This is a genomic window from Mesorhizobium australicum (assembly GCF_900177325.1).
Lineage (GTDB): Bacteria > Pseudomonadota > Alphaproteobacteria > Rhizobiales > Rhizobiaceae > Mesorhizobium_A > Mesorhizobium_A australicum_A.
Window position 1 is genome coordinate 1139717 of the sequence record NZ_FXBL01000004.1, and the last position, 26747, is coordinate 1166463.

Annotated in this window: 20 protein-coding genes; 10 read left to right on the plus strand and 10 right to left on the minus strand. The window is 66.5% G+C overall.

All coding sequences use genetic code 11. The annotated features are described in order from the left end of the window. From B9Z03_RS07965 to B9Z03_RS07985, 5 genes are all read right to left on the minus strand, one after another. Nucleotides 1–510, minus strand: a complete 510-nt coding sequence (locus B9Z03_RS07965) for an arsenate reductase ArsC (RefSeq protein WP_085463722.1) — start codon at nucleotides 508–510, stop codon at nucleotides 1–3. A 40-nt stretch (nucleotides 511–550) separates the two neighbouring features. After that, nucleotides 551–883: an ArsR/SmtB family transcription factor gene (locus tag B9Z03_RS07970; RefSeq protein WP_085463723.1), complete on the minus strand. Its 333-nt coding sequence runs from the start codon at nucleotides 881–883 to the stop codon at nucleotides 551–553. A gap of 67 nt (nucleotides 884–950) precedes the next feature. Next, on the minus strand, nucleotides 951–1580 hold the full coding sequence (locus B9Z03_RS07975; RefSeq protein WP_085463724.1) for an FMN-binding negative transcriptional regulator: 630 nt from the start codon (nucleotides 1578–1580) through the stop codon (nucleotides 951–953). Nucleotides 1581–1590: 10 nt separating this feature from the next. Next, nucleotides 1591–2454: a DMT family transporter gene (locus B9Z03_RS07980; protein ID WP_085463725.1), complete on the minus strand. Its 864-nt coding sequence runs from the start codon at nucleotides 2452–2454 to the stop codon at nucleotides 1591–1593. A gap of 125 nt (nucleotides 2455–2579) precedes the next feature. Further along, a complete protein-coding gene (locus B9Z03_RS07985; protein ID WP_085463726.1) occupies nucleotides 2580–3485 on the minus strand; it encodes a LysR family transcriptional regulator in 906 nt (301 codons plus the stop codon). 96 nt (nucleotides 3486–3581) lie between these two features. Between B9Z03_RS07985 and B9Z03_RS07990 the strand changes: the two genes are divergently transcribed. Then, nucleotides 3582–4571 (plus strand): NAD(P)H-binding protein, encoded by a 990-nt coding sequence (locus B9Z03_RS07990; protein WP_085463727.1) that lies wholly within the window; start codon nucleotides 3582–3584, stop codon nucleotides 4569–4571. Between the two features lie 69 nt (nucleotides 4572–4640). Here the strand turns inward: B9Z03_RS07990 and B9Z03_RS29780 are convergent, their stop codons facing one another. Beyond that, the gene (locus B9Z03_RS29780) at nucleotides 4641–5486 is read right to left on the minus strand and encodes a hypothetical protein (RefSeq protein WP_176247465.1); all 846 of its coding nucleotides are present in this window, start codon (nucleotides 5484–5486) and stop codon (nucleotides 4641–4643) included. Between the two features lie 199 nt (nucleotides 5487–5685). Between B9Z03_RS29780 and B9Z03_RS08000 the strand changes: the two genes are divergently transcribed. The 3 genes from B9Z03_RS08000 to B9Z03_RS08010 are packed head-to-tail and all read left to right on the plus strand — an operon-like array spanning nucleotide 5686 to nucleotide 9615. Next, nucleotides 5686–7209, plus strand: a complete 1524-nt coding sequence (locus tag B9Z03_RS08000; protein WP_085463728.1) for a DGQHR domain-containing protein — start codon at nucleotides 5686–5688, stop codon at nucleotides 7207–7209. A gap of 1 nt (nucleotide 7210) precedes the next feature. Beyond that, complete coding sequence (locus B9Z03_RS29325) at nucleotides 7211–8476, plus strand: hypothetical protein (RefSeq protein ID WP_139832200.1); 1266 nt, start codon at nucleotides 7211–7213, stop codon at nucleotides 8474–8476. Nucleotides 8477–8481: 5 nt separating this feature from the next. Then, nucleotides 8482–9615 carry a DNA adenine methylase gene (locus tag B9Z03_RS08010; protein ID WP_085463730.1) on the plus strand — a complete coding sequence of 378 codons (1134 nt, stop codon included), beginning with the start codon at nucleotides 8482–8484 and terminating at the stop codon, nucleotides 9613–9615. Between the two features lie 220 nt (nucleotides 9616–9835). Here the strand turns inward: B9Z03_RS08010 and B9Z03_RS08015 are convergent, their stop codons facing one another. The 4 genes from B9Z03_RS08015 to B9Z03_RS08030 all read right to left on the minus strand — a co-directional run bounded on the left by B9Z03_RS08015 (nucleotide 9836) and on the right by B9Z03_RS08030 (nucleotide 14636). Continuing rightward, nucleotides 9836–11176: a GOLPH3/VPS74 family protein gene (locus B9Z03_RS08015; RefSeq protein WP_176247467.1), complete on the minus strand. Its 1341-nt coding sequence runs from the start codon at nucleotides 11174–11176 to the stop codon at nucleotides 9836–9838. A 5-nt stretch (nucleotides 11177–11181) separates the two neighbouring features. Then, the gene (locus B9Z03_RS08020) at nucleotides 11182–11712 is read right to left on the minus strand and encodes a chromate transporter (protein ID WP_085463732.1); all 531 of its coding nucleotides are present in this window, start codon (nucleotides 11710–11712) and stop codon (nucleotides 11182–11184) included. Then, entirely contained in the window at nucleotides 11702–12277 is a 576-nt protein-coding gene (locus B9Z03_RS08025; RefSeq protein WP_085463733.1) for a chromate transporter, read from the minus strand. Before B9Z03_RS08025 ends, B9Z03_RS08020 begins: the two co-directional genes overlap by 11 nt. A gap of 73 nt (nucleotides 12278–12350) precedes the next feature. Continuing rightward, nucleotides 12351–14636 carry an NADP-dependent malic enzyme gene (locus B9Z03_RS08030; RefSeq protein WP_085463734.1) on the minus strand — a complete coding sequence of 762 codons (2286 nt, stop codon included), beginning with the start codon at nucleotides 14634–14636 and terminating at the stop codon, nucleotides 12351–12353. 280 nt (nucleotides 14637–14916) lie between these two features. Here B9Z03_RS08030 and mutS point away from each other — a divergent pair, with 280 nt between their 5' ends. The 6 genes from mutS to B9Z03_RS08060 all read left to right on the plus strand — a co-directional run bounded on the left by mutS (nucleotide 14917) and on the right by B9Z03_RS08060 (nucleotide 26739). Continuing rightward, nucleotides 14917–17577, plus strand: a complete 2661-nt coding sequence (mutS, locus tag B9Z03_RS08035) for a DNA mismatch repair protein MutS (RefSeq protein ID WP_176247669.1) — start codon at nucleotides 14917–14919, stop codon at nucleotides 17575–17577. A 235-nt stretch (nucleotides 17578–17812) separates the two neighbouring features. Beyond that, entirely contained in the window at nucleotides 17813–20278 is a 2466-nt protein-coding gene (locus B9Z03_RS08040; RefSeq protein ID WP_244561687.1) for an EAL domain-containing protein, read from the plus strand. A gap of 79 nt (nucleotides 20279–20357) precedes the next feature. After that, nucleotides 20358–21290 carry a DMT family transporter gene (locus B9Z03_RS08045; RefSeq protein ID WP_085463736.1) on the plus strand — a complete coding sequence of 311 codons (933 nt, stop codon included), beginning with the start codon at nucleotides 20358–20360 and terminating at the stop codon, nucleotides 21288–21290. 124 nt (nucleotides 21291–21414) lie between these two features. After that, the gene (locus B9Z03_RS08050; protein ID WP_085463737.1) at nucleotides 21415–22641 is read left to right on the plus strand and encodes a TCR/Tet family MFS transporter; all 1227 of its coding nucleotides are present in this window, start codon (nucleotides 21415–21417) and stop codon (nucleotides 22639–22641) included. A gap of 25 nt (nucleotides 22642–22666) precedes the next feature. Beyond that, nucleotides 22667–23881: an MFS transporter gene (locus tag B9Z03_RS08055; RefSeq protein WP_085463738.1), complete on the plus strand. Its 1215-nt coding sequence runs from the start codon at nucleotides 22667–22669 to the stop codon at nucleotides 23879–23881. 47 nt (nucleotides 23882–23928) lie between these two features. After that, entirely contained in the window at nucleotides 23929–26739 is a 2811-nt protein-coding gene (locus B9Z03_RS08060) for a [protein-PII] uridylyltransferase (RefSeq protein ID WP_085463739.1), read from the plus strand. Nucleotides 26740–26747 lie beyond the last annotated feature (8 nt).

A 26747-nucleotide genomic window follows, 5' to 3' on the forward strand; every position in this document is an offset into this window, starting at 1 on the left:
TCAACCTGCCTTCGGCAGGTCGCGGCCGATCTCGCGGAGGCGACCCTGCAGCGTCAGCCTGTCGAGCGATTTCAGCGGCAGGGAGACGAAGAGCGAGATGCGGTTGTTGAGCATGCGGTAAGCGTCGGCGAAAGCGAGGTGCTTTTCTGCCTCGGTGCCCTCGACGGCGGCCGGGTCCGGCACGCCCCAATGCGCCGTCATCGGCTGGCCCGGCCACACCGGGCAGGCCTCGTTGGCGGCGTTGTCGCAGACGGTGAAAACGAAATCCATCACCGGCGCATCCGGCACGGCGAACTCCTCCCAGCTTTTGGAGCGGGCAAAGGATGTGTCGTGGTTGAGGCTCTTCAGCAGTTGCAGTGCATAGGGGTGCACCACGCCCTTCGGCTGCGAGCCGGCGGAGAAAGCGCGGAAACGGCCCTGGCCGACCCGGCTCAAGATCGCCTCGGCAAGGATCGACCGGGCCGAATTGCCGGTGCACAGGAACAGTACGTTGTAGATCTGGTCGCTCATCTTCTTGTCCTCCCGGCCCGGCTGCGCGGGCCAAAACCTCTCAGCAGCGGCACGTGACGGCGTCGATCACCGGGCGGCAGAGTTCCGGCCGGCCCTCGCAGCAGTCTTCCATCAGGTATGCAAGCAGGTCGCGGAAGCCGGTCATGTCGGCCGCATAGCGCACCGTCCGTCCGTCGCGCCCGGGGCTGATCAGCCCTGCCTGCGCGAGGACCTTGAGATGGGCCGAGACCGTGTTCTGCACCGCGCCGAGCCGTCCCGCGATCTCGCCGGCCGGCACGCCATCGGCGCCTGCGCGCACCAGCAGGCGGAAAATGTCGAGCCGGGTTTCCTGACCGAGGGCGGCAAGGGCGGCGAGGGATGATTTTTTGTCCATATATCCAAGTATCCGGATATATGAGCCACTACAAGCGCCATATGACAGGCATGTGACGGTGGGGGCGCTATACCTCGCGCGGAACCAGCGCGCCGGCCTCGCGATCGGATGCGCGGTCGCTGGCGAGCAGGCCGGCGGCGACGCCTTCGCGGTCCGCCGCGCTGCGGTTCTGGCTCATCTTGCGCTTGCCTTCGAGCCGGGTGATCGGCAGCCGCAAGCCGACGATGCCCTTGAGCTGCGCCCTGACGAACGGCTCCGGCGCATCTGCGACCGCCCAGGGTGCCGCGCGGCCGCCCTCGTGCAGGTCGGTCAGGCGGCGCACCACGTCGAGCAGGCGCGCATCGTCCTCGTAAAACTCCGCCGGCCCGTAGGCATGCACGGCGACATAGTTCCAGGTGGGCACCACCTTGCCATGCTCGCGCTTGGTCTCGTACCAGGACGGCGTGACATAGGCGTCCGGCCCGGAGAAGATGACCATCGCCTCGCCGAGCGCCGGCAGCTTCCACTGCGGATTGGCCTTGGCGAGATGGCCGTGCAGCACAAACTGCCCATCGCCGCCCTCCTCGAGAAACAGCGGCAGGGGCGTCGCGACGAGCCCCTCCGATGTCGCCGTCACCAGCGTCGACAGGCGCGTGGCGCGGATGATGCGCGCGAGTTCGGCGGGATCGTCTTCGCGGAAGGCCGGAGGCACATACATGGCGGGGCTCCTATCGTGCGAATCTGCGCGCGCCGGCGACGCAGGCGATGACGGCGACCGTAACGGCGAGCATCGCCGGCGTCACGCTTTCGCCAAGCAGCGTGGCGGCGAGCGCCAGGCCGAAGAAGGGCTGCAACAGCTGCAGCTGCCCGACCGCGGCGATGCCGCCCTGGGCGAGGCCGCGATACCAGAAGATGAAGCCGATCAGCATCGAGAACAGCGAGACATAGGCAAGCCCGATCCAGGCCGGCGCCCCGATGCCGGCAAGGCTCGCAGGCATGGTGAGCGCGGCAAGCACCGCCATGACCGGCAGGGACAGGACCAGCGCCCACGAGATGACCTGCCACCCGCCCAGCGTTCGCGACAGCCGCGCGCCCTCGGCATAGCCCAGCCCGCAGACGACCACCGCCGCCAGCATCAGCGCGTCGCCGACCGGTGAGGCGGCCACGCCTTGCGACAGCGCGAAGCCGGCGACCAGCACGCTGCCGAGGATGGAGAACACCCAAAAGGCGGGCTTGGGCCGCTCGCCGCCGCGCAGCACGCCGAAGATGGCGGTCGCCAGCGGCAGGAGGCCGATGAAGACGATGGAGCGCGCCGAAGTGATGTGCTGCAGCGCCAGCGCCGTCAGCAGCGGGAAGCCGACGACGACGCCGAGCGCCACGACCAGCAGCGAGACGATGTCGCGCCGCGCCGGCCGTCTTTCCCGGAAGGCGACGAGCAGGCCGAGCGCGAGAACGCCGGCAATCGCCGCGCGCGCGACCGTCAGGAACAGCGGGTCGAACTGCATGACGGCGACGCGGGTGGCCGGCAGCGAGCCCGAGAAGATCACGACGCCGATCAGCCCGTTGATCCACGCGATCGCCGTCCTGTCCATTTTACACCTCGTCCCTGCGCCCCCGCGCGGCGCGGACAATGCGTCAGGACTGGACCAAGATATTGGGCCACGTGGCGGAGTATGGAGGGACAGCGCGGACAGTCTCGCCCGTCTGCCGGAGAGCCCTAGCCGCGCAACCCCCGCGACAGGAACGAATCGACCAGCGAATCGAACACGGCGCGGACGCGCGGCACGCGGGCGAGGTTTTCGTGCGTCACGATCCAGGTCTCGATCACCGTCACCTCGACCTCCGGCAGGATGCGCACGAGGTTCGGGTCGCTCTCGCCGACGGGGATCTGGGCGATGCCGATGCCGACGCCGGCGCGGGTGGCGGCGATCTGCGCCGGGTGGCTGTCGGTGCGCAGCACGAAGCGGTCGCGCGAGAGCGTGCCGCCGAGCCGTTCGGCCAGGATCGCCGCGATGGCGAGGTCGGCCCGGTTGCGGTCGGGGCCGATGATGTCGTGGTCCGCGATCTCCGACACGTCGGCGGGCGCGCCGCGCCGCGCGATATAGGCGTGCGAGGCGAACAGGCCGAGCGGGATCGCGGCGACCTTGCGCGCCACCAGCGCCTCCTGCTTCGGCGTCACGGTCCTCACCGCGACATCGACCTCCTGCGCCAGCAGGTCGGCCGGCGCGTTGGACAGCGACAGCTCGATGCGGATGCCGGGATGCTCGATGCGCAGCCGGGCGAGCATCGCCGGGATGACCTCGATGCCCATGAATTCCGGCACGCTGACGCGCACGATGCCGGCGACCTCGCCGCCCGGGGCGGACGCCTGCCGCACGAACAGGTCAGACGCCATCGCCATCGCGCGGGCGGAATCGCGCAGCGTTTCGGCGGTCTCGGTCGGCGTCAGGCCGTTCACCGAGCGGGTGAAGAGCACCGTGCCGAGCTCGCGCTCCAGCGCCTCGATCCGGTTGCGCACCGTCGGGTGCGACAGGCCGAGCCGGCGCGCGGCGGCCGACAGGCTGCCTTCCTCGAGCACGGCGAGGAAGATGCGCTGGTCGTCCCAGGAGATCGGCAGGCTCATAAAAATATTACTAGCAGATGTTAGATAATTTGCAATTTTCTTTCATGTAGCGAAAGCCCACTTTCTACCCATCGTGATGAACCGAGGAACAGAGTGATGGACGGACAGAGGACGGCGCAGGTGCTGGGCGCGACGGGCGGGATCGGCGGCGGCATCGCCGCAGCGCTGGTGAGGCATGGCTGGCGGGTGCGCGGGCTGGCGCGCAACCTGGAGGCCGCCGGCAGGGCGGGGCCGGCGAAGGTCGAGTGGATCGAGGGCGACGCGATGCGGCGCGACGATGTGGTGCGGGCGGCAACGGGCGCGGAGATCATCGTGCACGCGGTGAACCCGCCGAACTATGCCAACTGGGACAAGCTGGTTCTGCCGATGATCGACAACACGATCGCGGCGGCGAAGGCGGTGGGCGCGCGCGTGGTGCTGCCGGGGACGATCTACAATTTCGACCCGGCCGAGACGCCGCTGCTCGGCGAGCATTCGCCGCAGCGGCCGAAGAGCCGCAAGGGCGCGATCCGCGTGGCGATGGAAAGGCGGCTGGAGGAGGCAGCACCCCAGGTACCGTCGCTGATCCTGCGGGCGGGCGATTTCTTCGGCCCCGGGGTGCGGTCGAGCTGGTTCGCGCAGGCGATGGTGGCGCCGGGCAAGCCGCTGCGCCGCATCGTCAACCCGGCCAGAGGGCCGGGGCACAGCTGGGCCTATCTTCCCGACCTCGCCGAAACCTTCGCCCGGCTGGTCGAGGCGCCGTCGCGCCTGCGGCCCTTCGAGCGGGTGCAGTTCGAGGGGCTCTACGACGACACCGGCGACAGGATGGTGGAGGCGATCCGCCGCGCCGCCGGCCGCCGGCTCCCGGTCTACCGCTTCCCGTGGTGGCTGATGCGGCTCGCGGCCCCCTTCGGCGGCCTGCCGCGCGAGGCGGCCGAGATCGCGCCCCACTGGCGCCACCCCTCGCGGCTGGACAATGCCCGCCTCGTCGAACTGATCGGGCCCGAGCCGGCGACGCCGCTGGACCTTGCCGTGCGGGCGAGCCTCGCCGACATGGGCTGCCTCGCAGACGCCGCGCAGCCGGCGCTGCGCGCAGCCTCGGCCTGAGCTTTGGTTGTATCCAAATGGATATAACGATGCGCGTGCAAAAACCCGCGCAAACATGCGGCCGTCGGGTCAGGATGTGTCCGGCGCCAGCGCCTCGCGGGCGAAATAGTTCATGTCGCCGAGCGTCGAGTGAATGTCGAGGCGGCGCGGTCCGGGCTTGATCTGCCCGGGCGGACGCCCGGCGCGCAACGGCCATTGGCGCACGTGGCGCAAGGCCGGCCCTGCCACAGCAGCGGCGGCCTGCCTGACGCGCGCCTGGGCGGTGGCCCGCGCATCCGCCGCGGCGCGGGCCCGCCAGCGGGCGAAGCGCAGCGCCTGGCCCGGCACGTCGTCGAGGGCCGCGCGCAGGGCCGCGATGCGGCGGAAGAGCCGGCGGGCATCGATCGGGTCTCCCGGACGGCAAAGCGGGCGCACAGGCGCGGGCGGCGGCGCGCCGGGGGCGAGAGAGAGGATGCGCGGCACGTCGCGCGCGGCGCGCGGCCGTGGCGGGCCGGGCCGCGTCAACGGATCGAGGAGCGGAAAGACGTAGGCACGCGGGCGGGGTGCTGCGCCGCGGAAGGCGGCGACGCTCATGCCGTAGGGCAGCACGACGCCGGTGCCGGCGCCCGCGCGCACGAAGAGCGAGTTGCGCCGCGCCGCCAGCCGCGGCCGCCCCGGCCCGACCTCCACCACCACGTCCCGCGCCGCCACAACGATCAGCCGCCGCACGGCGGATTCGGTGGGCAGCAGGAGCCTGAGCACCGCGCGGTAGGCGCGACGGGGGAGGGTGGCCCTGCCTTCCGGCAACCCGGCGCCCTGCGCCGCGCCCCGGGCGGAGGTCGCCGGAAGGGCGAGCCCGACCATGGTCATCAGCACCTCCAGCACCCGCCACAGCCGCTCCCGGTTCGTCTCGACCACCGCTTCCCACTCGATCACCGCGCCCTCCTTTCGTTGAGGCGTGGGGAGTGTGCGGGAGGTGGGGAGGGGGGTGGATAGATTTTTTTGTGCGCAGAATTCATTGATAACATGATGCGGCCCGCGTCACCTTCGGGCCGGTAACGGACTGGCAGCTTTCAGATGGCAAATTGAATTCGCTAGCGCTAAAAGTATACCATAGCAGTTGGGGAATTTCTGTATGGCGGGAAAAGTTCAGGCAATACGTTTCAAGCAATGGCTCCCGGAATGGGATGATTTTGACTTCGACCCCAGGCAACACAGGCGTAAGCCCGACGAGCATATCCTGCTCTTCTCTATGCCAGCCGTCCAGTTGCGAGCTCTGAGCGGTGTCTATCGGCGAACTCGCGATCATGACGGCGGCGAAGGTCTTCAGCGTCTTCATGATCCCAAGCGGTCAGCGGCAATTCGCGACTTCGTTCGCTTCGGTCACCCCTATAGCAGCCTTCCAGTTGCGGCTCGCGATGCAACCGCTGCCAACATGCGCAAACCTGGATGGCTGCCAACCGCCATTGTCGTCAACATTCTCACAGCGAACGACGAGCGTCGTGGCCGAAAGGTCGCTGAATCTGATCTTATCTCGATAAACGATGATGAGGGAAATCGCGCCGAGTTGAAGCTACCCTATTTCGACCGTCTAGAGCGATGGATGCCATCGGATCTGGAGCCTTTCGAAGTAATCGACGGACAACATCGCCTATGGGCCTTCGATGAAGCGTTGAAGGACGGCAGCCTGCCAGGCGACTTCGAACTCCCTGTCGTCGCCTTCACAGGTCTTGATGTGGGCTGGCAAGCTTATCTATTCTGGTCGATCAATGTCTCGCCTAAGCGCATCAATCCAAGCCATGCCTTTGACCTTTTCCCGTTGTTGCGGTCAGCTGAATGGCTTGAGACTCTGTCGGACTTGCGCATCTATCGCCAAGCGAGAGCGCAGGAACTGACGGAAATCCTCTACACTCAGCCAGAAAGCCCATTCTACAATCGTATCAACATGCTGGGCGAGTCGTCGAGAACCGCCCCTCCCGGTGCTGGCGTCACCCAAGCTGGCTGGGTTCAGGCAATCACCACAAGCTTTCTCTCAACCGGTAGTGGGCGGTCGGCCAGAGGTCTTTTCGCCGCTGAAATCACGCCTGTTACAGGACCGCTCCCCTGGTCACGCCCCCAGCAGGCAGCCTTCCTTATCGCGCTGTGGGCCGCGATTCGACAGGCGATTCTTCAGGCCAGACATGACTGGATTGAGCAGCTTACTCGCCCAGATGGGCAAGAAACACTCGACCATGATCCAACTGGTGCATTTACCGGCAACCGAACAATGCTCAATCAGGAGCAAGGAGTGCGTGGTGTCCTAGCTGTTGCCAACGATGTTTTCTTCTCACTTGCCCAGCTCAAGCCGCAGCTCTTCGAATTTGAAACCAGGATCGTAGCAGGCACAGCAACCACTCCTGAAGATGTGTCGGTTGCGCTGGAAGAACTGGAAGGTTCGGAACTCCTCGAGCGGATCAAGGATTTCGCGGCGGGGATTGTAGGTTTTGATTGGAGATCTGCCGATGCACCGGGGCTGAGTGATGACCAACGCATGCTTAAGCGTGCGTTCCGTGGCAGCAGTGGGTATGTGGCGCTGCGCGAGCAGCTTTTTAGACACCTTGCGGCGGGGCCCAAGGAGATTGCCGAAGTCGCCAATGAAGCTCTGAAGCGGCTACCCTGACATGACTGCCCAATTGAATGCTACTGACAAGGCGATTCTGGCGCTTGCCGATCCTAATGTTGTCATCAATGCTCTAAGCCGATTCCGCACTCAGGCTTGCCCGCCTTGGCTCCCAGCCACACACCCTTATCCGGATGGCGCTCCTCCTAAAGGAGAGGCTGCTTTTGCTGCTGTCTCTGGCGCCGATATGCTTGAGATCATCGCTGTCCGAGGTCCGCTCCATGCAATTGATGGCTGGAGTTATCTGGGCAGGGCCTTTTCATCCCTGTTGAGTGGTCAGGCCCATGCCGCCCGCCATTTGTCCTACTATGCGGAACTGCGGGCAGCGCTCTCGATCCTCGCAAGCTCGGGAATCGGTGTTTTCAATCGGCGAAACGCCGTTGTTGATGCTTCAGGTGTGGTCCATATCATGTCTACACAGACCACCCACGACATGGCATGGCTCGCGCTCGCCGAATGGTCGGTAAGTTCCACGAGTTTGGAGTGGCTGGCCAAGCCAATACAGATTGCAGGAGCATCCTTGCTTGATCCCTTCCGGGAGTTTTTTCCCGGCGAGACATCGACTGCAGCGGGCGAACTGATGGCCGAATGGGGGTTCGACCTCCAGCAGGGAACAACAGACCGAGATCAGCGCAACTGGTCGAGCTATCAGCCAACGGCACTTGGCCCGATCCTAACAACGCCGGCGCAGGACTTCGCATTCTTGAAGATGTTCTGGAACGCGTGTAGACCAAATGGAGTCGAACTCGAGCGGCATTTGCTGCGTATTCTCCTCGAAAGAGAGGCACGATCCCATGGATCAGAGCTCTACGAATACTCACACAGCTATGCTCGATTGCAGGAAAGTGCTAAGGCTGTTGTTTCGTTCGACTTCTTGAAACGGATTGACGATCCTATCGATCATGAATTTCTCGTCCAGCTGGCAAGCCGTTCGCTGCCTGCACCACCCTATGCCATGATGTGTCGTGCAGGCCTTCTCCTCAAATTGGCGACAGGCATGGCTGAAGCAAACCTGCGCGCTGCAGGTATTCAGCCGGTAGATCATTTTAATAACTGGTGGCAGGAATTCGGTGTGCATCACGGACTGTGGCCTCCGGGTCTACCGCCGCTAACCACTGCTGATCTCTGGGAAGATATAAATGTTGCGCTCGAAGAGAGCGCTGCAGCACCCACCGACTATCGACACGAGTGGGTTTCGACACTAGCAGGCAATGCCATGCGAATGTGTGAGACAGAACGAGTCGCCTTGTGGGGGCTCTTCCAGTGAAATACATGGGGTCGAAACGCGCGATGCTCGGCAACGGGCTCGGCGAAGCGCTCGGGCGCTCGCTAGCTGAGGCCGAACGCGTCCTCGATCTCTTCACGGGATCCGCAGCCGTAGCTTGGTATGTAGCCGAACAGCACGGAAAAGAAGTCCTCGCGAGCGATCTTCAGACGTACTCGACGATCCTCGCGGCCTCCGTCATAGAACGCACAAAGCCGATTGCCGACCGGGACTGGGTTGAGAGCTGGATGCGCCGCGCCCGTGGTCGTGTCTCGGCACATAGGCAATGGAGGGATATCAAGGAACTCCAGACCTCACTGGACAAGATTCCAGTCTCCGAGGCTGCATCGAATGCACGTTCCATCGACTTTGGTACGAAATTCCCAGTCAGCAAAGCTTATGGAGGCTATTACTTTTCGCCTTGGCAGGCGGCATGGATCGACGCGCTGCGCGCAAGCATGCCCGAAGCAGAAGACCTAAAAAGTGTCGGGCTTGCTGCTCTTATTCAAGCTGCGAGTCGTTGTGCTGCCTCGCCAGGACACACTGCTCAGCCTTTCAAGCCCAACGACACCGCAGGCCGTTTCCTCATCGAAGCGTGGCAACGAGACCTTCCAGCCATTGTTCGTACACGCATCGACGATATCGCTCCTCGCAAGGCCGGGAAGAAAGGCAGAGCTTACTGCATGAGTGCCAACGAACTCGCTGAAGCGGCACGTCCCGGAGATCTTGTCTTTCTGGATCCTCCTTATTCCGGGGTACATTACAGTCGCTTCTATCATGTCCTAGAGAGTGTCGCCCGCGGCGAAGTGGGCGAAGTCTCAGGATCGGGGCGTTACCCTGAAAAGAGCGAACGCCCTATCTCCGACTTTTCTATGCTGACTACCTCTCGGCGAGCGTTTGATGACCTACTTGCCATCTTGGCTCGGAAGCATGCCAACGTCATCATCACTTTCCCAGCAGGAAAGGCATCTAATGGCCTCAGTGGAGACGATGTGAAGGCTCTTGCCACCGACCATTTTCGGATAGAGGAAGCTAAGGTCTCTTCGCGTTTTTCGACATTGGGGGGCGACCTAAAGCATCGAGCAGCGCGCCAGGACGCTGATGAACTGATCCTAACGTTATCGACACGTGCTCTTTATTGAGGGGTAGCTTGAAGGGCGGCCCGACTTGTGGCCGGTCAATCATACGATGTTGCTGCCTTTCGCTCGCAGCTCTACGATCCGCACCGGTGTGTCGAGCTGATCATCGGGCCGATGTCGGTGCAGCCGCCGAGTTTCTGCAGCACCCCGGTCGAGTCTACCCGCAGGACAATGCACCGGCGAAACCCCCTGATCAGCCGCTGCAGCCGCCCCACCACCCCCCTCACCCAATCCTGTTCAACGCCACCCTCTCCAGAAACGCCCCATACCCGCCGACGATGCCGTTGCCGATGGGGATGCCGCGGGCGAGGACGCGGAGGGCGGTGAGGTAGCGGCTTTCGAGGCTGATGGAGTGGAATTTTCGCTGGTCGACCCAGAGGGTGGCGAGCTCCACATGGACGCCGAAGACGCCCTGATAGTCGCGCCGCGTCTTGACGACCTCGATCACGCTCGGCCGGTAGCCGGTGGCGGACAGGGCGGCCAGCAGCTCGTCGCGGCTGGCGAGCTTCGCCTCGATCTCGTTGAAGCGCGGGAAGATCGCGGCGAGGACGGAGGCCCTGGTGGGGAAGGTGATCTTCTCGCTGGGCGCAAAGGCGCTGAACTCGTCGAAGGCCTCGATGATCGGCTTGACCTTCAGGCCCTCGCCCCTGAACTTGATGTTGTCCCGCTTGCCGTGCACGAACAGGTAGACGTCGCGGTTCTTCTCCTCGGCGCGGGCGACCTTGTCCTTGAGGCGACCGAAGCTGAGGGGGATGTCGACGGCATCGTCGGCCGGCCAGAAGGCGCGCCACTCCCATGTCGTTTTGGAGCGCACATAAGCGGGGCGCGCGGCGGCCGATTTCTTCTTCGCGGGCTTCGCCGGCTTCGGGACGTCGCCGGCATCGAGCAGATAGGTGCTGAGCCGCTGGCGCATGACGACGAGGGCGTCGGCGACGCCGCGCCCGACCAGGTCCATCCGGCGCAGCGCATCGACGCGGCTGTCGTGGCCCGGCAGCCACCTGTCCGGATAGGCGCGTTCGAACACGGCGCCGATCATGCCGCAGGCATGGAGCAGCGAGATCAGCGCGGCCTGTTCCGGGTCGGGCAGGTCGTCGGTCTCGATCAGCGCCATCAGCGGGTCGCGGATGCCGTCGACTTCGGCGGCGGCATGGCCGACGATCTTCGACTGGACGAAGTCCCACAGGATATTCTGCGCGCGGACGTGAACGGCGCCCTTGGCGGCGAGGGAGGCGAGCGTCTCGGACCGCAATTCGCCGACGCGGCCGACAACCTCGTTGAGCATCACGGCCATCGGGGCCCTGCCGCCGAGGCGGTCGAGGATGGTCAGCGCGAGCGGCGGGGCGGCGTCGTGCGGATCGCTCGGCCGGACGGCGAAGACGGTGTCGAGGTCGCTGTCGATCCTGTCCTGGAACGACAGGTCCATCAGATGCGCCCCCGCCAGGGCGAAGTCCGCATCCGACCAGGCGGCCAGCGATCCGGCGGCCTTCGGCACCGCCAGGCTCAAAAGCGTGAAGGCCTCGGCGATCGAAAAGCCGTCCGGAGACGTGGACGAGAGGGGGCGCACGAGGGTCACCGCCATGCGGGGAGGAGATAGGACAGGGCGCCGCCCGCCGCGCCGAGGCCGAGGATAACGGCGATGGGGCTGGTCCTCGTGCGGACGATCAGGAGATAGGACAGGACCGCGAGCGCAACGGTGATCGGCCCGGTCAGCGCGGTCTTGGCCACGGCATAGATGCCGGAGCACATCAGGCCGATCGAGATCGGTTCGAGGCCGTTCTGCACCGCGCGCCGCCAGGGCGTCTCGCCGATCCGGTTCCAGACCCGGCCGACCCACAGGCACAGCACGCTGGACGGGACGAAGAAGGCGAGGCCCGCGACGACAGCGGCGAGCGCGCCGCCGATCTGGGCGCCGAGCAGCACCACCATCGTCATGTTGGGGCCCGGCGCAAGCTGGCCGATGCCGTAGGTCTTGATGAAGACCTGTGGGCCGATGCCGAACTGCGCCGAAAGCACGTCCTGCATCTCGTGCAGCACGGCTGTCCCGCCGCCCACCGCGAACACGGACAACAGGACGAAGGTGAAAGCGAGCTTAATCAGCATCCGGCCGCTTCGCTTTCGCCGGGCGGTTGAGGAAGATCGCGATGGGGGCCACGACCATCAGCACCTGCGGCAGGGAGAGGCCGGCAAGGCTCATCAGCACGAAGGTGAGGAGCGCGATGGCGAGATATTTCAGCTCGAGGATGCGGCCCTCGGCCAGCCGGACGGTGACCGAGGACAGCAAGCCGACGGCGGCCGCCGCCACGCCGACGAGGAAGTAGCCGGCGACGGCGCTGTCGGGATTGCTGAGATAGAGCATGCCGACGGCGACGACGAAAAGGCAGCCGGGCAGCAGCAGGGCGGCCGCGGCGACGAAGGCGCCCACCGTGCCGCGCAGCCGGTCGCCCGCCAGAACCGCGATGTTGACGGCGTTGAGCCCGGGCATCGTCTGGCTGATGGCGAGCATGGCCTTGAACTCGTCAAGGCTGAACCAGCGCTTCTTCTCGGTGAGGAGGATCTTCTGATAGGCGACGACGCCGCCGCCGAAGCTCGCCGCGCCGACGATGAGGAACTCCCGGAAGATCTCGCCGAGGAGTGCGGCTTTCCGTTCAACGACCAGTTCCGTCATCGACCTCGCCCGGCTTGGTTGCCCGACCCGTCCAAAAAGCCCTCTGCCGGCAGCCTTGCGGGCTGCCGGGTCCTCACGCGCCTGCGTTATACGCCGCGATCGCGGCCATGTTGACGATGTCAGAGTCCTTCGCCGACAGGCCGACGATCTGCACCGGCTTGTTGAGGCCGACGATCATCGGCCCGATGACGGTGCAGCCGCCGAGTTCCTGCAGCATCTTGGTCGAGATCGAGGCGGAGTGGAAGGCGGGCATGACGAGCACGTTGGCTGGGCCGGAGAGGCGGCAGAAGGGGTAGCGCTGCTGCATCAGGCGATGGTCGAGCGCGACGTCGGCGGCCATCTCGCCGTCATATTCGAAGTCGACGCGGCGCTTGTCGAGAATCTTCACCGCCTCCTGCACGCGCTCGGAGCGCTCGCCGGCGGGGTGGCCGAAGGTGGAGTAGGCGAGCATGGCGACGCGGGGTTCATAACCCATCCTGCGCGCGAAGCCGGCGGTCTCCTCGGCGATGTCGGCGAGCTCCTCGGCGTTCGGCATGTCGTGCACGGCGGTGTCGGCGACGATGACGGTGCGGCCGCGGCAGAGCGCGAGCGACACGCCGACGACGCGGTGGCCGGGCTTGGCGTCGATGACGCGGCGCACGTCTTCCAACGCGGTCGAATAGTTGCGGGTGACGCCGGTCACCATCGCGTCCGCGTCGCCCAGCGCCACCATGCAGGCGGCGAAATGGTTGCGGTCGTTGTTGATCAGCCGCTGGCAGTCGCGCAGCAGGAAGCCCTTCCGCTGCATCTTCTCGTAGAGATGGTCGGCATAGATGGCGTTGCGGCGCGAGAGCCGCGCATTGATGACCTCGATGCCCTGCTTGTTCAGGTCGACGCCGGCATTGCGCGCATTCTCGCGCACGACCTCCTCGCGGCCGACAAGGATGGCGGTGCCGAGCTTCTGATTCACGTAGGAGACGGCGGCGCGCATCACCTGCTCCTCCTCGCCCTCGGCAAAGACGGTGCGCTTGGGCTGGCGGCGCACGCGGTCGTAGATGCGCTGCAGGGTGGACGCGATTGGGTCGCGGCGGGCCGACAGCTCCTGCGCGTAGCGGTCGAAGTCGAGGATCGGCCGGCCGGCGACGCCCGAGTCGATCGCCGCGCGGGCGACCGCGACGGGGATGGCGGAGATCAGGCGCGGGTCGAAGGGGACGGGGATGATGTAGTTCGGGCCGAACTTCGGCCGGTTGCCCTGATATGCGGCCGCGACGTCGTCGGGCACGTCCTCGCGGGCAAGCGCCGCGAGTGCGCGCGCGGCGGCGATCTTCATCGGCTCGTTGATGGTGGTCGCGCGGACATCGAGCGCGCCGCGGAAGATGTAGGGGAAGCCGAGCACGTTGTTGACCTGGTTCGGATAGTCCGAGCGGCCGGTGGCCATGATGGCGTCGGTGCGGATCTCGGCGACCTCCTCCGGCGTGATCTCGGGGTCCGGATTGGCCATGGCGAAGATGATCGGGTTCTTGGCCATGGATTTCACCATCGCCGGCGTCAGTGCGCCCTTGGCGGAGAGGCCGAAGAAGATGTCGGCGCCATCGAGCGCGTCGGCGAGCGAGCGCGCGTCGGTCTTCGCCGCATGCGCCGACTTCCACTGGTTCATGCCCTCGGTGCGGCCCTGGTAGACCACGCCCTTGGTGTCGCAGAGAATGACGTTCTCCGGCGCGAAGCCGAGCGACTTGACCAGCTCGATGCAGGCGATGCCGGCCGCACCCGCGCCGTTGCAGACGAGCTTGGCCGTCTTCATGTCGCGGCCGGTGATCTCCAGCGCGTTGATCAAGCCGGCGGTGGCGATGATGGCCGTGCCGTGCTGGTCGTCGTGGAAGACCGGAATGTTCATCAGCTCGCGCAGGCGTTGCTCGATGATGAAGCACTCCGGCGCCTTGATGTCTTCCAGGTTGATGCCGCCGAAGGACGGGCCAAGCAGCTTGACGCAGTTGATGAACTCGTCGGCGTCCTCGGTCTCGACCTCGAGATCGATGGAATCGACGTCGGCGAAGCGCTTGAACAGCACCGCCTTGCCTTCCATGACGGGCTTGGAGGCAAGCGCGCCGAGATTGCCGAGGCCGAGGATCGCGGTGCCGTTGGAGATGACGGCGACCATGTTGCCGCGCGTGGTGTAGTCGTAGGCGCGGGACGGGTCCTCGGCGATCGCCTTCACGGGAACGGCGACGCCGGGCGAATAGGCGAGCGAGAGATCCCGCTGCGTTGCCATCGGCTTGGTCGGCGAGATTTCCAGCTTGCCGGGCCGTCCGGTCGCGTGGAAGTCGAGCGCCTCCTGCGCGGAGACCTGCGGCCCGCTCTCGTTCCTGTCCCTCGATGCCATGCGTGTTTCCTGCCCGGTCGCGTTTCTTTTGTGGAGCGTTCGGGATTAAGGCTACACTTCGCCTTCGTAAAGCGACAAGGACGGTCTGGAGAAAAAAGTCCCCCTCCCCCTTGTGGGGAGGGGTTAGGGGGTGGGGGTTATCGGCCCGTCCCCAGACATGGAAGCCGTGATGGAGTGGCAGACGGATCATACCCCCACCCCTAACCCCTCCCCACAAGGGGGAGGGGGAGACGCGACCGTCCCGGCCGTGGCGATCCCCTCAGCTGCGGGTGCCACGCCGATGATGGAGCAGTTCATCGAGATCAAGGCGGCGAACCCGGACTCGATCCTGTTCTACCGCATGGGCGACTTCTACGAGATGTTCTTCGCCGACGCGGAGATCGCCAGCCGTGCGCTCGGCATCACGCTGACCAAGCGCGGCAAGCATGCGGGCGAGGACATCCCGATGTGCGGCGTGCCGGTGCATGCCGCCGACGACTACCTGCAGAAGCTGATCGGCCTCGGCTACCGGGTCGCGGTGTGCGAGCAGGTGGAGGACCCGGCCGAGGCGAAGAAGCGCGGCTCGAAATCGGTGGTGCGGCGCGACGTGGTGCGGCTGGTGACGCCCGGCACGATCACCGAGGAGAAGCTGCTCGACGCCAACGAGGCGAGCTATCTCATGGCGCTGGGGCGCGTGAAGGGCGAGGAGGCGCGGATGGCGCTCGCCTGGATCGACATCTCGACCGGCGCGTTCCGCGTCGCGGAGACGATGCCGGACCGGCTGCTCGCCGACATCCTCCGGGTCGATCCGCGCGAGCTGATCCTGGCCGACCCGGTATTCCACGATCCGCAGCTGCGGCCGGTGCTCGACGTGATCGGCCGCAGGGCCAACCCGCAGCCGCCGATCCTGTTCGATTCGGCGACGGCCGAGACGCGCATTTCGCGCTATTTCGGCGTGGCGACGCTGGACGGGTTCGGCAAGTTCTCGCGGCCCGAGCTGTCGGCCATCGCGGGCGCCATCGCCTATGTGGAGAAGACGCAGAAGGCCGAGCGCGCGCCGCTGTCGCGACCGGAGCGCGAAGAGGCGGGCGCTGCGCTGTTCATCGACGCGGCCACGCGCTCGAACCTCGAACTGCTGCGTACCCTGTCCGGCAGCCGCGAAGGCAGCCTGGTGAAGGCGGTGGACCGCACGGTGACGGGCGGCGGGGCGAGGCTGCTGGCCGAGCGGATCATGTCGCCGCTGACCGACCCCGACGCGGTCAACGAGCGGCTGGATTCGGTGTCGTTCTTCCGCGCCGAGCCACGGGTCTGCGAGGCGGTACGCACGGCGCTGAAGGGTGCGCCGGACATGCCGCGCGCGCTGTCGCGGCTGGCGCTGAACCGCGGCGGACCGCGCGACATGGGCGCGCTGGCGGCGGGGCTGAAGGCGGCGCGCGAGATCGCCGGGCTGTTTGCGGACCGGCCGTTGCCCGCCGAGATCGCGACGGCGGTGGAGGCGATGAGGGCGCTGCCGACGGCCCTCGGCGAGCATCTCGACCGGGCGCTTGCCGACGAGCTGCCGCTGCTCAAGCGCGACGGCGGCTTCGTGCGGGGCGGCTATGACGGCGAGCTGGACGAGATGCGGGCGCTGCGCGACCAGTCGCGGCGGGTGATCGCCGGCATGGAGCGGGATCTCATCGAAGAGACCGGCATCCGCTCACTGAAGATCCGGCACAACAACGTGCTCGGCTACTACATCGAGGTGACGGCGAACCATCACGAGACCATGACCGGCACCGACGCCGCCAAGGCGCGCTTCATCCACCGCCAGACCATGGCGAGCGCCATGCGCTTCACCACGACGGAACTGGCGGGGCTGGAGACCAAGATCGCCAACGCCGCCGACCGGGCGCTGAGCGTCGAGCTCACCGTGTTCGACCGGCTGCTCGAGGAGATCGTCGCGGAGGCCGACGCGATACGGGCCGGGGCCGGGGCGCTGGCCGTGCTCGACGTGTCGTCGTCCTTCGCCTATCTCGCCGAGCGCGAGGACTATTGCCGCCCGCTGGTCGACGGCTCGCTCGCCTTCCGCATCGAGGGCGGGCGCCATCCGGTGGTCGAGCAGGCATTGCGCCGGCAGGCGGCCGACCCCTTCGTCGCCAACGACGCCGATCTCTCACCGCAGGGCAACGACCGCCATGGCGCGATCTGGCTTTTGACTGGCCCGAACATGGGCGGCAAGTCGACGTTCCTGCGGCAGAACGCGTTGATCGCGATCCTGGCGCAGGCGGGTTCGTTCGTACCGGCGAAAGCCGCGCATATCGGCGTGGTGGACCGGCTGTTCTCCCGCGTCGGCGCTTCGGACGACCTGGCGCGCGGGCGCTCGACCTTCATGGTGGAGATGGTCGAGACCTCGGCGATCCTGAACCAGGCGGGCGAGCGGGCGCTGGTGATCCTGGACGAGATCGGCCGTGGCACGGCGACCTATGACGGCCTGTCGATCGCCTGGGCGGCGGTGGAATACCTGCACGAGAAGAACCGCTGCCGCGCGGTCTTCGCCACGCATTTCCACGAACTGACCGTGCTCGCCGGCAAGCTGCCGCGGCTGCACAACGTGACGATGCGGGTGAAGGAATGGGAAGGCGACGTCGTCTTCCTGCACGAGGTGGGCAAGGGCGCGGCTGACCGCTCCTACGGCCTGCAGGTGGCGCGGCTCGCGGGCCTGCCCGATGCGGTGATCGAGCGTGCCAAGGCGGTGCTGACGGAACTGGAGGCGGGCGAGACCTCCGGCAAGGCCTCGCGGCTGGCCGACGACCTGCCGCTGTTCAGCGCGGCGGTGCGGCGCGAGCCGGGGCCGAAGCCCGCGAAACAGGACGACGCGGCGCGGCCGCTGGTCGAGGCGGTCGCAGCACTCCATCCGGACGAGATGACGCCGCGCGAGGCGCTGGAGGCGCTCTACCGGCTGAAGGGCCTGACGCCGCAGTAGACGGCGGCATCCGAGACCACGACAGCGCGGTTCTTCCGCTTCGCCGGGACGGCGCCGACGCCCGCGAAATAAACGCGGGTCGTTACATTTCTCCATCGTCGCTCTATCAATTCATTAAACTCCGGACATCATCATCCTGCGTGGGACGGAGCGGCGCCTGTGAGGTTCTGTATCGGGGAGTCGGCTGCACCGCTGCACAGGAATATCCCTGCCGCAGCGTTCATGAGGGTCGCGAGTGGACATTGAGCGCGATACGGACAGGGCGCGCTACACGCCAGGACGGCTGCTTGCCGTCATTTGGCCTTTCGCGATCGTCGTGCTGGCCCAGACGCTCGTCGCGTCGCTGAGCATCTACACGCTGTCAGCCGTCCGCAGCTATGTCGGCGGCGAGAGCATGTGGTCGAAGGGCTACAAGCAGGCCATCCATTCGCTTGAGCACTACGTTACGAGCGGTGACGTGGACGACTTCCGCCGTTTCGAAAGTTCCATTGCCATTCCGTTGGGCGACCGGAAGGCGCGGCTTGCTCTCCAGGCCTCGCCGCCAGATCTCGATCGCGCCCGCCAAGGGCTGCTGACCGGCCGCAATCATCCGAGCGACATTCCCGGCATGATTTGGCTCTTTCGCTATTTCAGCGAGATGCCTTACCTCGCAGAGGCGATCGAGAAATGGTCGCTGGCGGATCCGAAGATCGTCGAACTGGTCGAGATCGGGCACGATATCAAGCGCGAGCGCGACGGGATGGTGGAGATCAGTCGGGCGCAGATGGACGCCTGGATCTCGCGCGTCGATGCGCTCGACCGGGAGATCAACCCGCTTACCCTGCAGTATGCGGAGGCGCTCGGACGAGGCTCGCGCGCGATCACTTACACCCTCTTCGGCGTCAACGTCGTGTCGGCGCTGCTTCTTATCCTGCTTGCCGTGATGCGCACGCGCGGCCTGCTGATCCAGCGCGCGGGGTTCGAGGTAGCGCTGATCGCCGAACGGGCGCGCGCGAACGTCACCCTCGCCTCGATTGGGCAGGCTGTGCTGACGACCGACCACGAGGGCCGGCTTCTGTTTCTCAACCGCGTGGGGGAGAAGCTGTTGGGCGTGAAACCCGAGGAGGCCAGGCAGGCGCGGATTGCCGACCTGTTCTCATTCGACGACGACAATGCGCGGCACACGGTGAATGCGACGCTCGAAACGCTTTTCGAAGGTGGTTCAGTGACCTCGACGCTGACCCCGAGAATGCTCATCCGTCGCGACGGGCGCCGCGTTCCGGTGTCGATGGTGGCGGCACCGCTGCGAATGGACGGCAAGGTGTCGGGCGCGGTGATCGTGCTGCACGACATGACGCGCGAGAACGAATATATCAGCCGCCTGTCGCACCAGGCGACGCATGACGCCCTGACGGAACTCGCCAACCGGCGGGCCTTCGAGGCGAGGCTGGAGGAACTGATCGCCGGGCTGGCCGAGACGCCGGCCTCGCACGCGATGATGTTCATCGACCTCGACCAGTTCAAGATCGTCAACGACACCTGCGGGCACGCAGCCGGCGACGAACTGCTGAAGCAGGTGGCGGGCGCGCTGGGGCAGGGCCTCGCACCGTCGGACATGCTGGCCCGCATCGGCGGCGACGAGTTCGGCATCGTCCTGCCCGGCCGCTCGCCGGAGGATGCCGCCCATGTGGCCGAGCGGCTGCGGGCCGCCGTCGAGGACCTGGACTTCCGCTGGAAGGGGCGCGCCTTCGCGGTCAGCGCCAGCATCGGCCTGATCGAGCTGTCCCAGCCGTCGACATCGCTGGAGGAGGCGCTGCAGGCGGCCGACGTCGCCTGCTACCTCGCGAAGGAAAAGGGCCGCAACCGCGTGCAGACGCATATTTCGGGCGACGCGGAGCTGGAAGCGCGGATCGGCGAGATGGCCTGGGTGCAGCGCATCCGCCGCGCGACGGAGGAGGACGGGTTCCTGTTTCTGGCGCAGGAGATCGTGCCGCTGGCGGAGCCGGACACTGGCCGCCACATCGAGCTGCTGCTGCGCCTCGCGGATGCGAATGGCGGATATGTGTCGCCCGCGGCCTTCATGCCGGCGGCGGAGCGCTTCGGCCTGATGCCGCTCATCGACCGCTGGGTGGTTTCGCACGCTTTCGCGGCGATCGGTGCGCACCTTGCCGATCCGGGCGCAGCGGCGATCTCGACCTGGGCGATCAATCTTTCCGGCCAGACGATCGGCGACACCGAGTTCAGCGTCTTCGTGCGCGACGAGTTCCGCCGCCACGGCGTGCCGCACGACCTGGTGTGCTTCGAGATCACCGAGACGAGCGCGATCTCGAACCTCGCCACCGCGCGATGCTTCATCGATGGGATGAAGGCGCTGGGCTGCCGCTTCTCGCTGGACGATTTCGGCACCGGCATGTCCTCCTTCGGCTACCTGAAGAACCTGCCGGTCGATTATCTCAAGATCGACGGCAGCTTCGTGAAGAATATCGTCGAGGACAATATCGACCGCGCCATGGTCGAGACGATCCACCGGATCGGCCACATCACCGGCAAGAAGACGATCGCGGAGTTCGTCGAGAACGACGCGATCCTCGATGCGCTGAGGGAGATCGGGGTCGACTATGCGCAAGGCTACGGCGTCGCCGCGCCGAAACCGCTGGCGGAGTTCCGGCGGGAGGTGAGCGGACGCCAGCGACGGGCCGGGCCGCTGAAGCGGGTCGTGTAGGCCGGCCGGGCTGGCCCAAGCCGGCGCGGCGCCATGGCGGTTTGGCCGGGGCGCCGGCATCTGCTATCGCCCCGGCCGCATGAGCAACGCATCGACAGCAGGCGCCGCACGGCACGATTCGGACAGGGCGACCCGGCTGGGCATCGCCTTCATGCTGCTCGCCATCCTGATGTTCGCGCTGAACGACACGCTCGGCAAATGGCTGCTCGGAAGCTACGGCGTCGGGCAGCTCCTGTTCATCCGCACCGTCTCGGCGCTGCTGGTGATGGTGCCGATCCTGATGCGGGTCGGCTGGCGTTCGCTGTTTCCGGCGAGCCGAGGCTGGCTGCTCGCCGCGCGCGCGCTGATCGCGACGCTGGAGATCGGCGCGTTCTACGTCGCCGTGTCTTACCTGCCGCTCGCCGACACGATCACCTACTGGATGGCGGCGCCGATCTATGTCGCCGCACTTTCGCCGTTTCTGCTCGGCGAGCATGTCGGCTGGCGCCGGTGGACGGCGATCATCGTCGGCTTCGTCGGCGTGCTGATCGCGCTGAACCCCTCGGCCGAGACGCTGACCTTGCCGGCGCTGGTGTCGATCGGCGGCAGCCTGCTGTTCACGCTTCTGATGATCACAGGGCGGGCGCTGCGCGGCACGCCGGACGCGGCGATGGTGTTCTGGCCGCTGGTGACGTCGGGCATCGCCGGCGCGATGACGATCCCCTTCGCCTGGACGCCGCCCGCGCTCGACGATCTGGCGCTGCTCGCCCTGCTCGGCATCGTGGCGCTCGGCGCGCACTACTTCACCAACCGCTCGCTGGCGCTGGCCGACGCGTCGACCGTCACGCCCTACCAGTACACGCTGCTGGTGTGGGCCATGCTGTTCGGCTGGCTGTTCTTCGGCGAGGTGCCGAAGGCGAACGTGCTGGTCGGCGGCGCGGTAATCGTGGCGGCGGGGCTCTACATCTTCTTCCGCGAGCGGCGGCTGGGGCGGACGAACACGGCAGACCCGTCGGCCGGCTCGGTGGCGTGAGGATCCGCCCGGGGCGCGGGCGCTCCTGACATCGACCTGTCAGGAGGTGGCGCGATGGTGGCGGCAGCGGCTGGCATCGTCCGGTGCCCGCAGCTAAAAGGCGCCTCCCTTTCGGACCAGAACCATGCAGCAGCTCGCCACAACCTCCCGATCCGCGATCGGCTTCATCCTCGTCGTCGCGATCCTCGACATCGTGGCGATGGGCATCGTCATTCCCGTCCTGCCGCCGCTGATCGAGGAATTCGCCGGCTCGACGGCCGATGCCGGCTGGATCAACGGCGTGTTCGTGGCGCTGTGGGCGTTGATGCAGTTCGTCGCCTCGCCGGTGATCGGCTCGCTGTCGGACCGCTATGGCCGCCGGCCGGTCATCCTGCTCTCCGCGGCGGGCCTGGCAGCGGACTATGTGCTGATGGCGCTGGCGCCGGACCTGTGGTGGCTGGCGGTCGGGCGCATCGTCGCCGGCATCACCTCGTCGTCGTTCACCACGGTCTACGCCTACATGGCCGACGTGACGCCGCCCGAGGGCAGGGCGAAGGCCTACGGGCTGATCGGTGCGGCCTTCGGCGGCGGCTTCGTGCTCGGGCCGCTGATCGGCGGCGTGCTGGGCGAGATCTCGCCGCGCGCTCCCTTCTGGTTCGCGGCGGCGTTGAGCAGTGTCGTCTTCGTCTACGGTCTGTTCGTGATGCCGGAATCGCTGGCGCCGGAGAAGCGGATGGCGTTCTCGTGGCGGCGCGCCAACCCTTTCGGGGCGCTGATGCTCTTGAAGTCGCACCGCGAACTGTCCGGACTGGCGACGGTGAACTTCCTGCTGCACTTCTCGCACCACGTCTTCTCGGCGGTCTGGGTGCTTTATGCCGGCCATCAGTTCTCTCTGACCACGGCGCAAGTCGGCATGCTGCTCGCAGGCGCGGGCGGGCTGGACATGGTCGTGCAGGGCCTGTTCGTCGGGCCGGTGACGAAGCGGCTCGGCGAGCGCGCGACGATGATTGTCGGCCTGCTCGGCGGCGCCGCCGGGCTGGCGTCAATGGGGCTCGCGCCGGACGCGCTCTGGTTCGCGCTGGCGCTGCTGCCCAACGCGCTGTGGGGCCTCGCCATGCCGACGCTGCAATCGCTGATGACAAGGCTGGTCTCGGAAAGCGAGCAGGGGCAGTTGCAGGGCGCCAACATGAGCGTCGCCTCGATCGCCGGCGTCGCCTCGCCGCTCTTCTTCGGCTGGGTCTATTCGGTGACGGTCGCCGCCGGTGCGGAGGCGCCCTATCCCGGCGCATCCTTCGTGATCGCCGCCGCGATTCTGGCCCTAGGGGCTTGCCTCGGCTGGGCTGTTGCCCGTCGCGCGATGCGGGCGGTATAGAGCCGGCACTTTCGGGAGAGTCGCCTTGACCGACATTGCCGCACCCGCGCCACGCCTCAACGCCAGCACGACCGTCTTCGGCGTGCTGTTCGCGGTGAGCGGCTGCCATCTGCTCAACGACATGATGCAGTCGCTCCTGTCGGCGCTTTATCCGATGCTGAAGGCGGACTACGGCCTCGCCTTCTGGCAGGTGGGGCTGCTGACCTTTGCCTTCCAGGTGACGGCCTCGCTGCTGCAGCCGGTGGTGGGACTCTACACCGACAAGCGGCCGATGCCCTATTCGCTGCCGTTCGGCAGCGCCTCGACGATGCTGGGCCTGCTGCTTCTGGCGACCTCTTCGACCTATCCGCTGCTGGTGCTGGGCGCTGCCTTCATCGGCATCGGCTCGGCGATCTTCCATCCCGAATCCTCGCGCATCGCCCGCCTCGCCTCCGGCGGCCGCTACGGGCTGGCGCAGTCGCTGTTCCAGGTGGGCGGCAATTTCGGCACCGCCATCGGTCCGCTGCTCGCGGCCTTCATCGTCGTGCCGCGCGGCCAGGGCAGCGTCGCCTGGTTCACGGTGGCTGCGCTGCTGTCGATGGTCATCCTCTACCAGGTCGGCGGCTGGTACAGCCGCTACCGCGCGAACGCCGCCAAGCGGCCGGCGGTGGCGGACCCGGCGCGCCTGCCGCGCAGGACGGTGATCACCGCGCTGGTGGTGCTGGCGCTGCTGACCTTCACCAAGAACATCTACCTGGTGAGCCTGTCGAGCTATTACACCTTCTTCGTGATCGACAAGTTCGGCGTGACCGTGCAGGGCGCGCAGGTGATGCTGTTCATCTTCCTCGGCGCGGTGGCGCTGGGCACCATCCTCGGCGGGCCGATCGGCGACCGGTTCGGCGCCCGCACGGTGATCTGGTTCTCGATCCTCGGCGCGCTGCCCTTCACGCTCGCCATGCCCTATGTCGACCTGTTCTGGACGCAGATCCTCTCGGCAGTCATCGGCCTGATCATGGCGTCAGCCTTCCCGGCGATCGTGGTGTTCGCGCAGGAGCTGGTGCCGGGCCGCGTCGGCCTGATCGCGGGCGTGTTCTTCGGCTTCGCCTTCGGCATGGCCGGCATCGCCGCAGCGGTGCTCGGCGTGGTGGCTGACGCCTGGGGAATACGCTTCGTCTACGACATCTGCTCCTACCTGCCGCTGCTCGGCCTGCTGACGATTTTCCTGCCGAACCTGCGCAGCCTGCGCGGGACGGCGGGCTAAGGGCCCCCATTCCCCAGCCGGGTCAAATCGGGTTATAGACGCCGCCGATGGCGAAGATTCCCCTGAAGCTGGAACGTATTGTCGACGGCGAGGCGCTGCGCCGCGAGCTCACCGCGCTGACCGCCGACACCGGCGGCGACGGGTCGAACCCGGCAGTGCGGCAGAAGGCGGTGGAGCTGTTCAAGCGCACCATCCTCGAAGGCCGCAAGGTGGCGGAGGAGATGCTGCTGCAGGACGGCAGCGGGAATGCCTGTGCCGAACGCCTGTCGCATCTGATGGACGAGGTGATCCGGGCGCTCTACGACTTTGCCACCGTCCACGTCTACCGCTCCAAGAACCGCTCGGCCGCCGAGCGAATGGCGGTGATCGCCGTCGGCGGCTACGGCCGCGGCACGCTGGCGCCGGGCTCCGACATCGACCTCCTGTTCGTGCTGCCCTACAAGCAGACGCCGTGGGGCGAGCAGGTCGCCGAATATATGCTCTACGTGCTGTGGGATCTCGGCCTGAAGGTCGGCCACGCCACCCGCAACATCGACGAATGCATCCGCCTGTCGCGCGGCGACATCACCATCCGCACCTCTATCCTCGAAGCCCGCTTCCTGTGGGGCGACGAGAAGCTGTTCGACGACCTCGTCGCGCGCTTCGACGAGGAGGTGGTGAAGGATACCGGGCCGGAATACGTCCAGGCGAAGCTTGCCGAGCGCGACGAGCGCCACCGCAAGGCGGGCGAGAGCCGCTACGTGGTCGAGCCGAACGTCAAGGACGGCAAGGGCGGCCTGCGCGACCTGCATACGCTGTTCTGGATCGGCAAGTATTTCTACCGCGTCCGCACCGGCGAGGAACTGGTAGAGCAGGGCGTCTTCACCTCCGCCGAATACAGGCAGTTCCTCAAGGCCGAGGACTTCCTCTGGGCGGTGCGCTGCCACATGCACTTCGCCACCGGCAAGGCGGAGGAGCGGCTGCATTTCGACATCCAGCGCGAGATTGCCGAGCGGCTGGGCTATACCACCCATCCCGGCCTGTCGGCGGTCGAGCGCTTCATGAAGGACTATTTCCTCGTGGCGAAGGATGTGGGCGACCTGACCCGCATCTTCTGCGCCGCGCTCGAGGAAGAACAGGCCAAGCATGTCCCAGGTTTCAACCGGCTGTTCCTGAACTTCTCGCGCCGCAAGAAGAAGCTGCCCGGCACCAGCGACTTCCTGGTCGACAACAACCGCATCACCATCGCGGCCGACGATGTGTTCACCAAGGACCCGGTGAATCTCGTCCGGCTGTTCTGGTTGGCCGACAAGCACGGGCTGGAATACCATCCGGACGCGCTGAAGCTGGTTACACGTTCGCTCGGCCTCATCGACCGCAACCTACGGCGCGACGCGGAGGGCAACCGCCTGTTCATGGATATCCTGACCTCGGACAGGAATCCGGAGCTGAACATGCGCCGGATGAACGAGGCGGGCGTGCTCGGCCGGCTGATCCCCGATTTCGGCAAGATCGTCGCAATGATGCAGTTCAACATGTATCATCACTACACGGTGGACGAGCACCTGATCCGCTGCATCGGCGTGCTGTCGGAACTGGAGCACGGCGACGGCGAGAAGCTGCACCCGCTGTCGCACAAGCTGATGCCCGGCCTGAAGGCGCAGCGCGAGATGCTCTACACGGCGGTGCTGCTGCACGACATCGCCAAGGGGAGGCCGGAGGACCATTCGGAGGCCGGCGCCAAGATCGCACGGCGGATTTGCCCACATATGGGCTTCAATCCCGCCGAAACGGACACGATCGCCTGGCTGGTGGAGAACCACCTGGTGATGTCGCTGACGGCGCAGACGCGCGACCTGAACGATCGCAAGACGATCGAGGATTTCGCCGCGGTCGTGCAGTCGGTCGAGCGGCTGAAGATGCTTCTGATCCTCACCGTCTGCGACATCCGCGGCGTGGGGCCAGGCGTATGGAACGGCTGGAAGGGCCAGCTCTTGCGCACGCTCTACTACGAGACGGAGCTGCTGCTGACGGGCGGCTTTTCGGAGGTGGCGCGCGAGACCCGCGCCGCCGCCGCGCGGGCGCGGTTGCTGGAGGCACTGTCCGGCTGGAGCGAACGCGACGCCAAACGCCTCGTGAAGCTGCACTACGACAACTACCTTCTGACCGTCGACCTTGCCGACCAGCTGCGCCACGCAGAGTTCATCCGCCAGGCCGACCAGTCAAAGAAGAGCCTCGCCACGATGGTGAAGACGCTCGAATTCGAGGGCGTGACGGAGATCACCGTGCTTGCGCCCGACCATCCGCGCCTGCTGTCGGTGATCGCCGGCGCCTGTGCGGCGGCGGGCGGCAACATCGTCGACGCGCAGATCTTCACCACCACGGACGGGCGAGCGCTGGACACGATCCTGATCAGCCGCGAGTTCGACATGGACGAGGACGAACGCCGCCGGGGCGAGCGCGTCGGCCGGCTGATCGAGGACGTTCTGTCCGGCCGTACCTGGCTGCCGGAGATGATCGAGAAGCGCACCAAGCCGAAGCGCGGCTCGAAGGCCTTCACGATCGAGCCGTTCGCCGAGGTCCGCAACACGCTGTCGAACCGCTTCTCGGTGGTCGAGGTCGAGGGGCTGGACAGGCCCGGCCTCTTGTCGGAGATCACCGGCGCGATCTCGGACCTGTCGCTCGACATTGCCTCGGCGCACATCACCACCTTCGGCGAGAAGGTGATCGACACATTCTACGTGACCGACCTGACCGGGCAGAAGATCGAGAACCCGACGCGGCAGGCCGCGATCCGCGACCGACTGATCGCGACGCTGGAAAATGGTGAGGCGCGGCCGCAGCGCGCGAAGGCGGCCGAAGCGGTGGCGGCGAAGTGAGGCGGGAG

Coding starts and splice junctions, on each gene's coding strand:
- B9Z03_RS08020 (WP_085463732.1), bottom strand. CDS start 11,712: ATGCTGATTAAGCTCGCTTTCACCTTCGTCCTGTTGTCCGTGTTCGCG.
- B9Z03_RS07970 (WP_085463723.1), bottom strand. CDS start 883: ATGGACAAAAAATCATCCCTCGCCGCCCTTGCCGCCCTCGGTCAGGAA.
- B9Z03_RS08025 (WP_085463733.1), bottom strand. CDS start 12,277: ATGACGGAACTGGTCGTTGAACGGAAAGCCGCACTCCTCGGCGAGATC.
- B9Z03_RS08060 (WP_085463739.1), top strand. CDS start 23,929: ATGGCGAAGATTCCCCTGAAGCTGGAACGTATTGTCGACGGCGAGGCG.
- B9Z03_RS07990 (WP_085463727.1), top strand. CDS start 3,582: ATGGACGGACAGAGGACGGCGCAGGTGCTGGGCGCGACGGGCGGGATC.
- B9Z03_RS08045 (WP_085463736.1), top strand. CDS start 20,358: ATGAGCAACGCATCGACAGCAGGCGCCGCACGGCACGATTCGGACAGG.
- B9Z03_RS07985 (WP_085463726.1), bottom strand. CDS start 3,485: ATGAGCCTGCCGATCTCCTGGGACGACCAGCGCATCTTCCTCGCCGTG.
- B9Z03_RS07975 (WP_085463724.1), bottom strand. CDS start 1,580: ATGTATGTGCCTCCGGCCTTCCGCGAAGACGATCCCGCCGAACTCGCG.
- mutS (WP_176247669.1), top strand. CDS start 14,917: ATGATGGAGCAGTTCATCGAGATCAAGGCGGCGAACCCGGACTCGATC.
- B9Z03_RS07980 (WP_085463725.1), bottom strand. CDS start 2,454: ATGGACAGGACGGCGATCGCGTGGATCAACGGGCTGATCGGCGTCGTG.
- B9Z03_RS08010 (WP_085463730.1), top strand. CDS start 8,482: ATGGGGTCGAAACGCGCGATGCTCGGCAACGGGCTCGGCGAAGCGCTC.
- B9Z03_RS07965 (WP_085463722.1), bottom strand. CDS start 510: ATGAGCGACCAGATCTACAACGTACTGTTCCTGTGCACCGGCAATTCG.
- B9Z03_RS08030 (WP_085463734.1), bottom strand. CDS start 14,636: ATGGCATCGAGGGACAGGAACGAGAGCGGGCCGCAGGTCTCCGCGCAG.
- B9Z03_RS08000 (WP_085463728.1), top strand. CDS start 5,686: ATGGCGGGAAAAGTTCAGGCAATACGTTTCAAGCAATGGCTCCCGGAA.
- B9Z03_RS08050 (WP_085463737.1), top strand. CDS start 21,415: ATGCAGCAGCTCGCCACAACCTCCCGATCCGCGATCGGCTTCATCCTC.
- B9Z03_RS29325 (WP_139832200.1), top strand. CDS start 7,211: ATGACTGCCCAATTGAATGCTACTGACAAGGCGATTCTGGCGCTTGCC.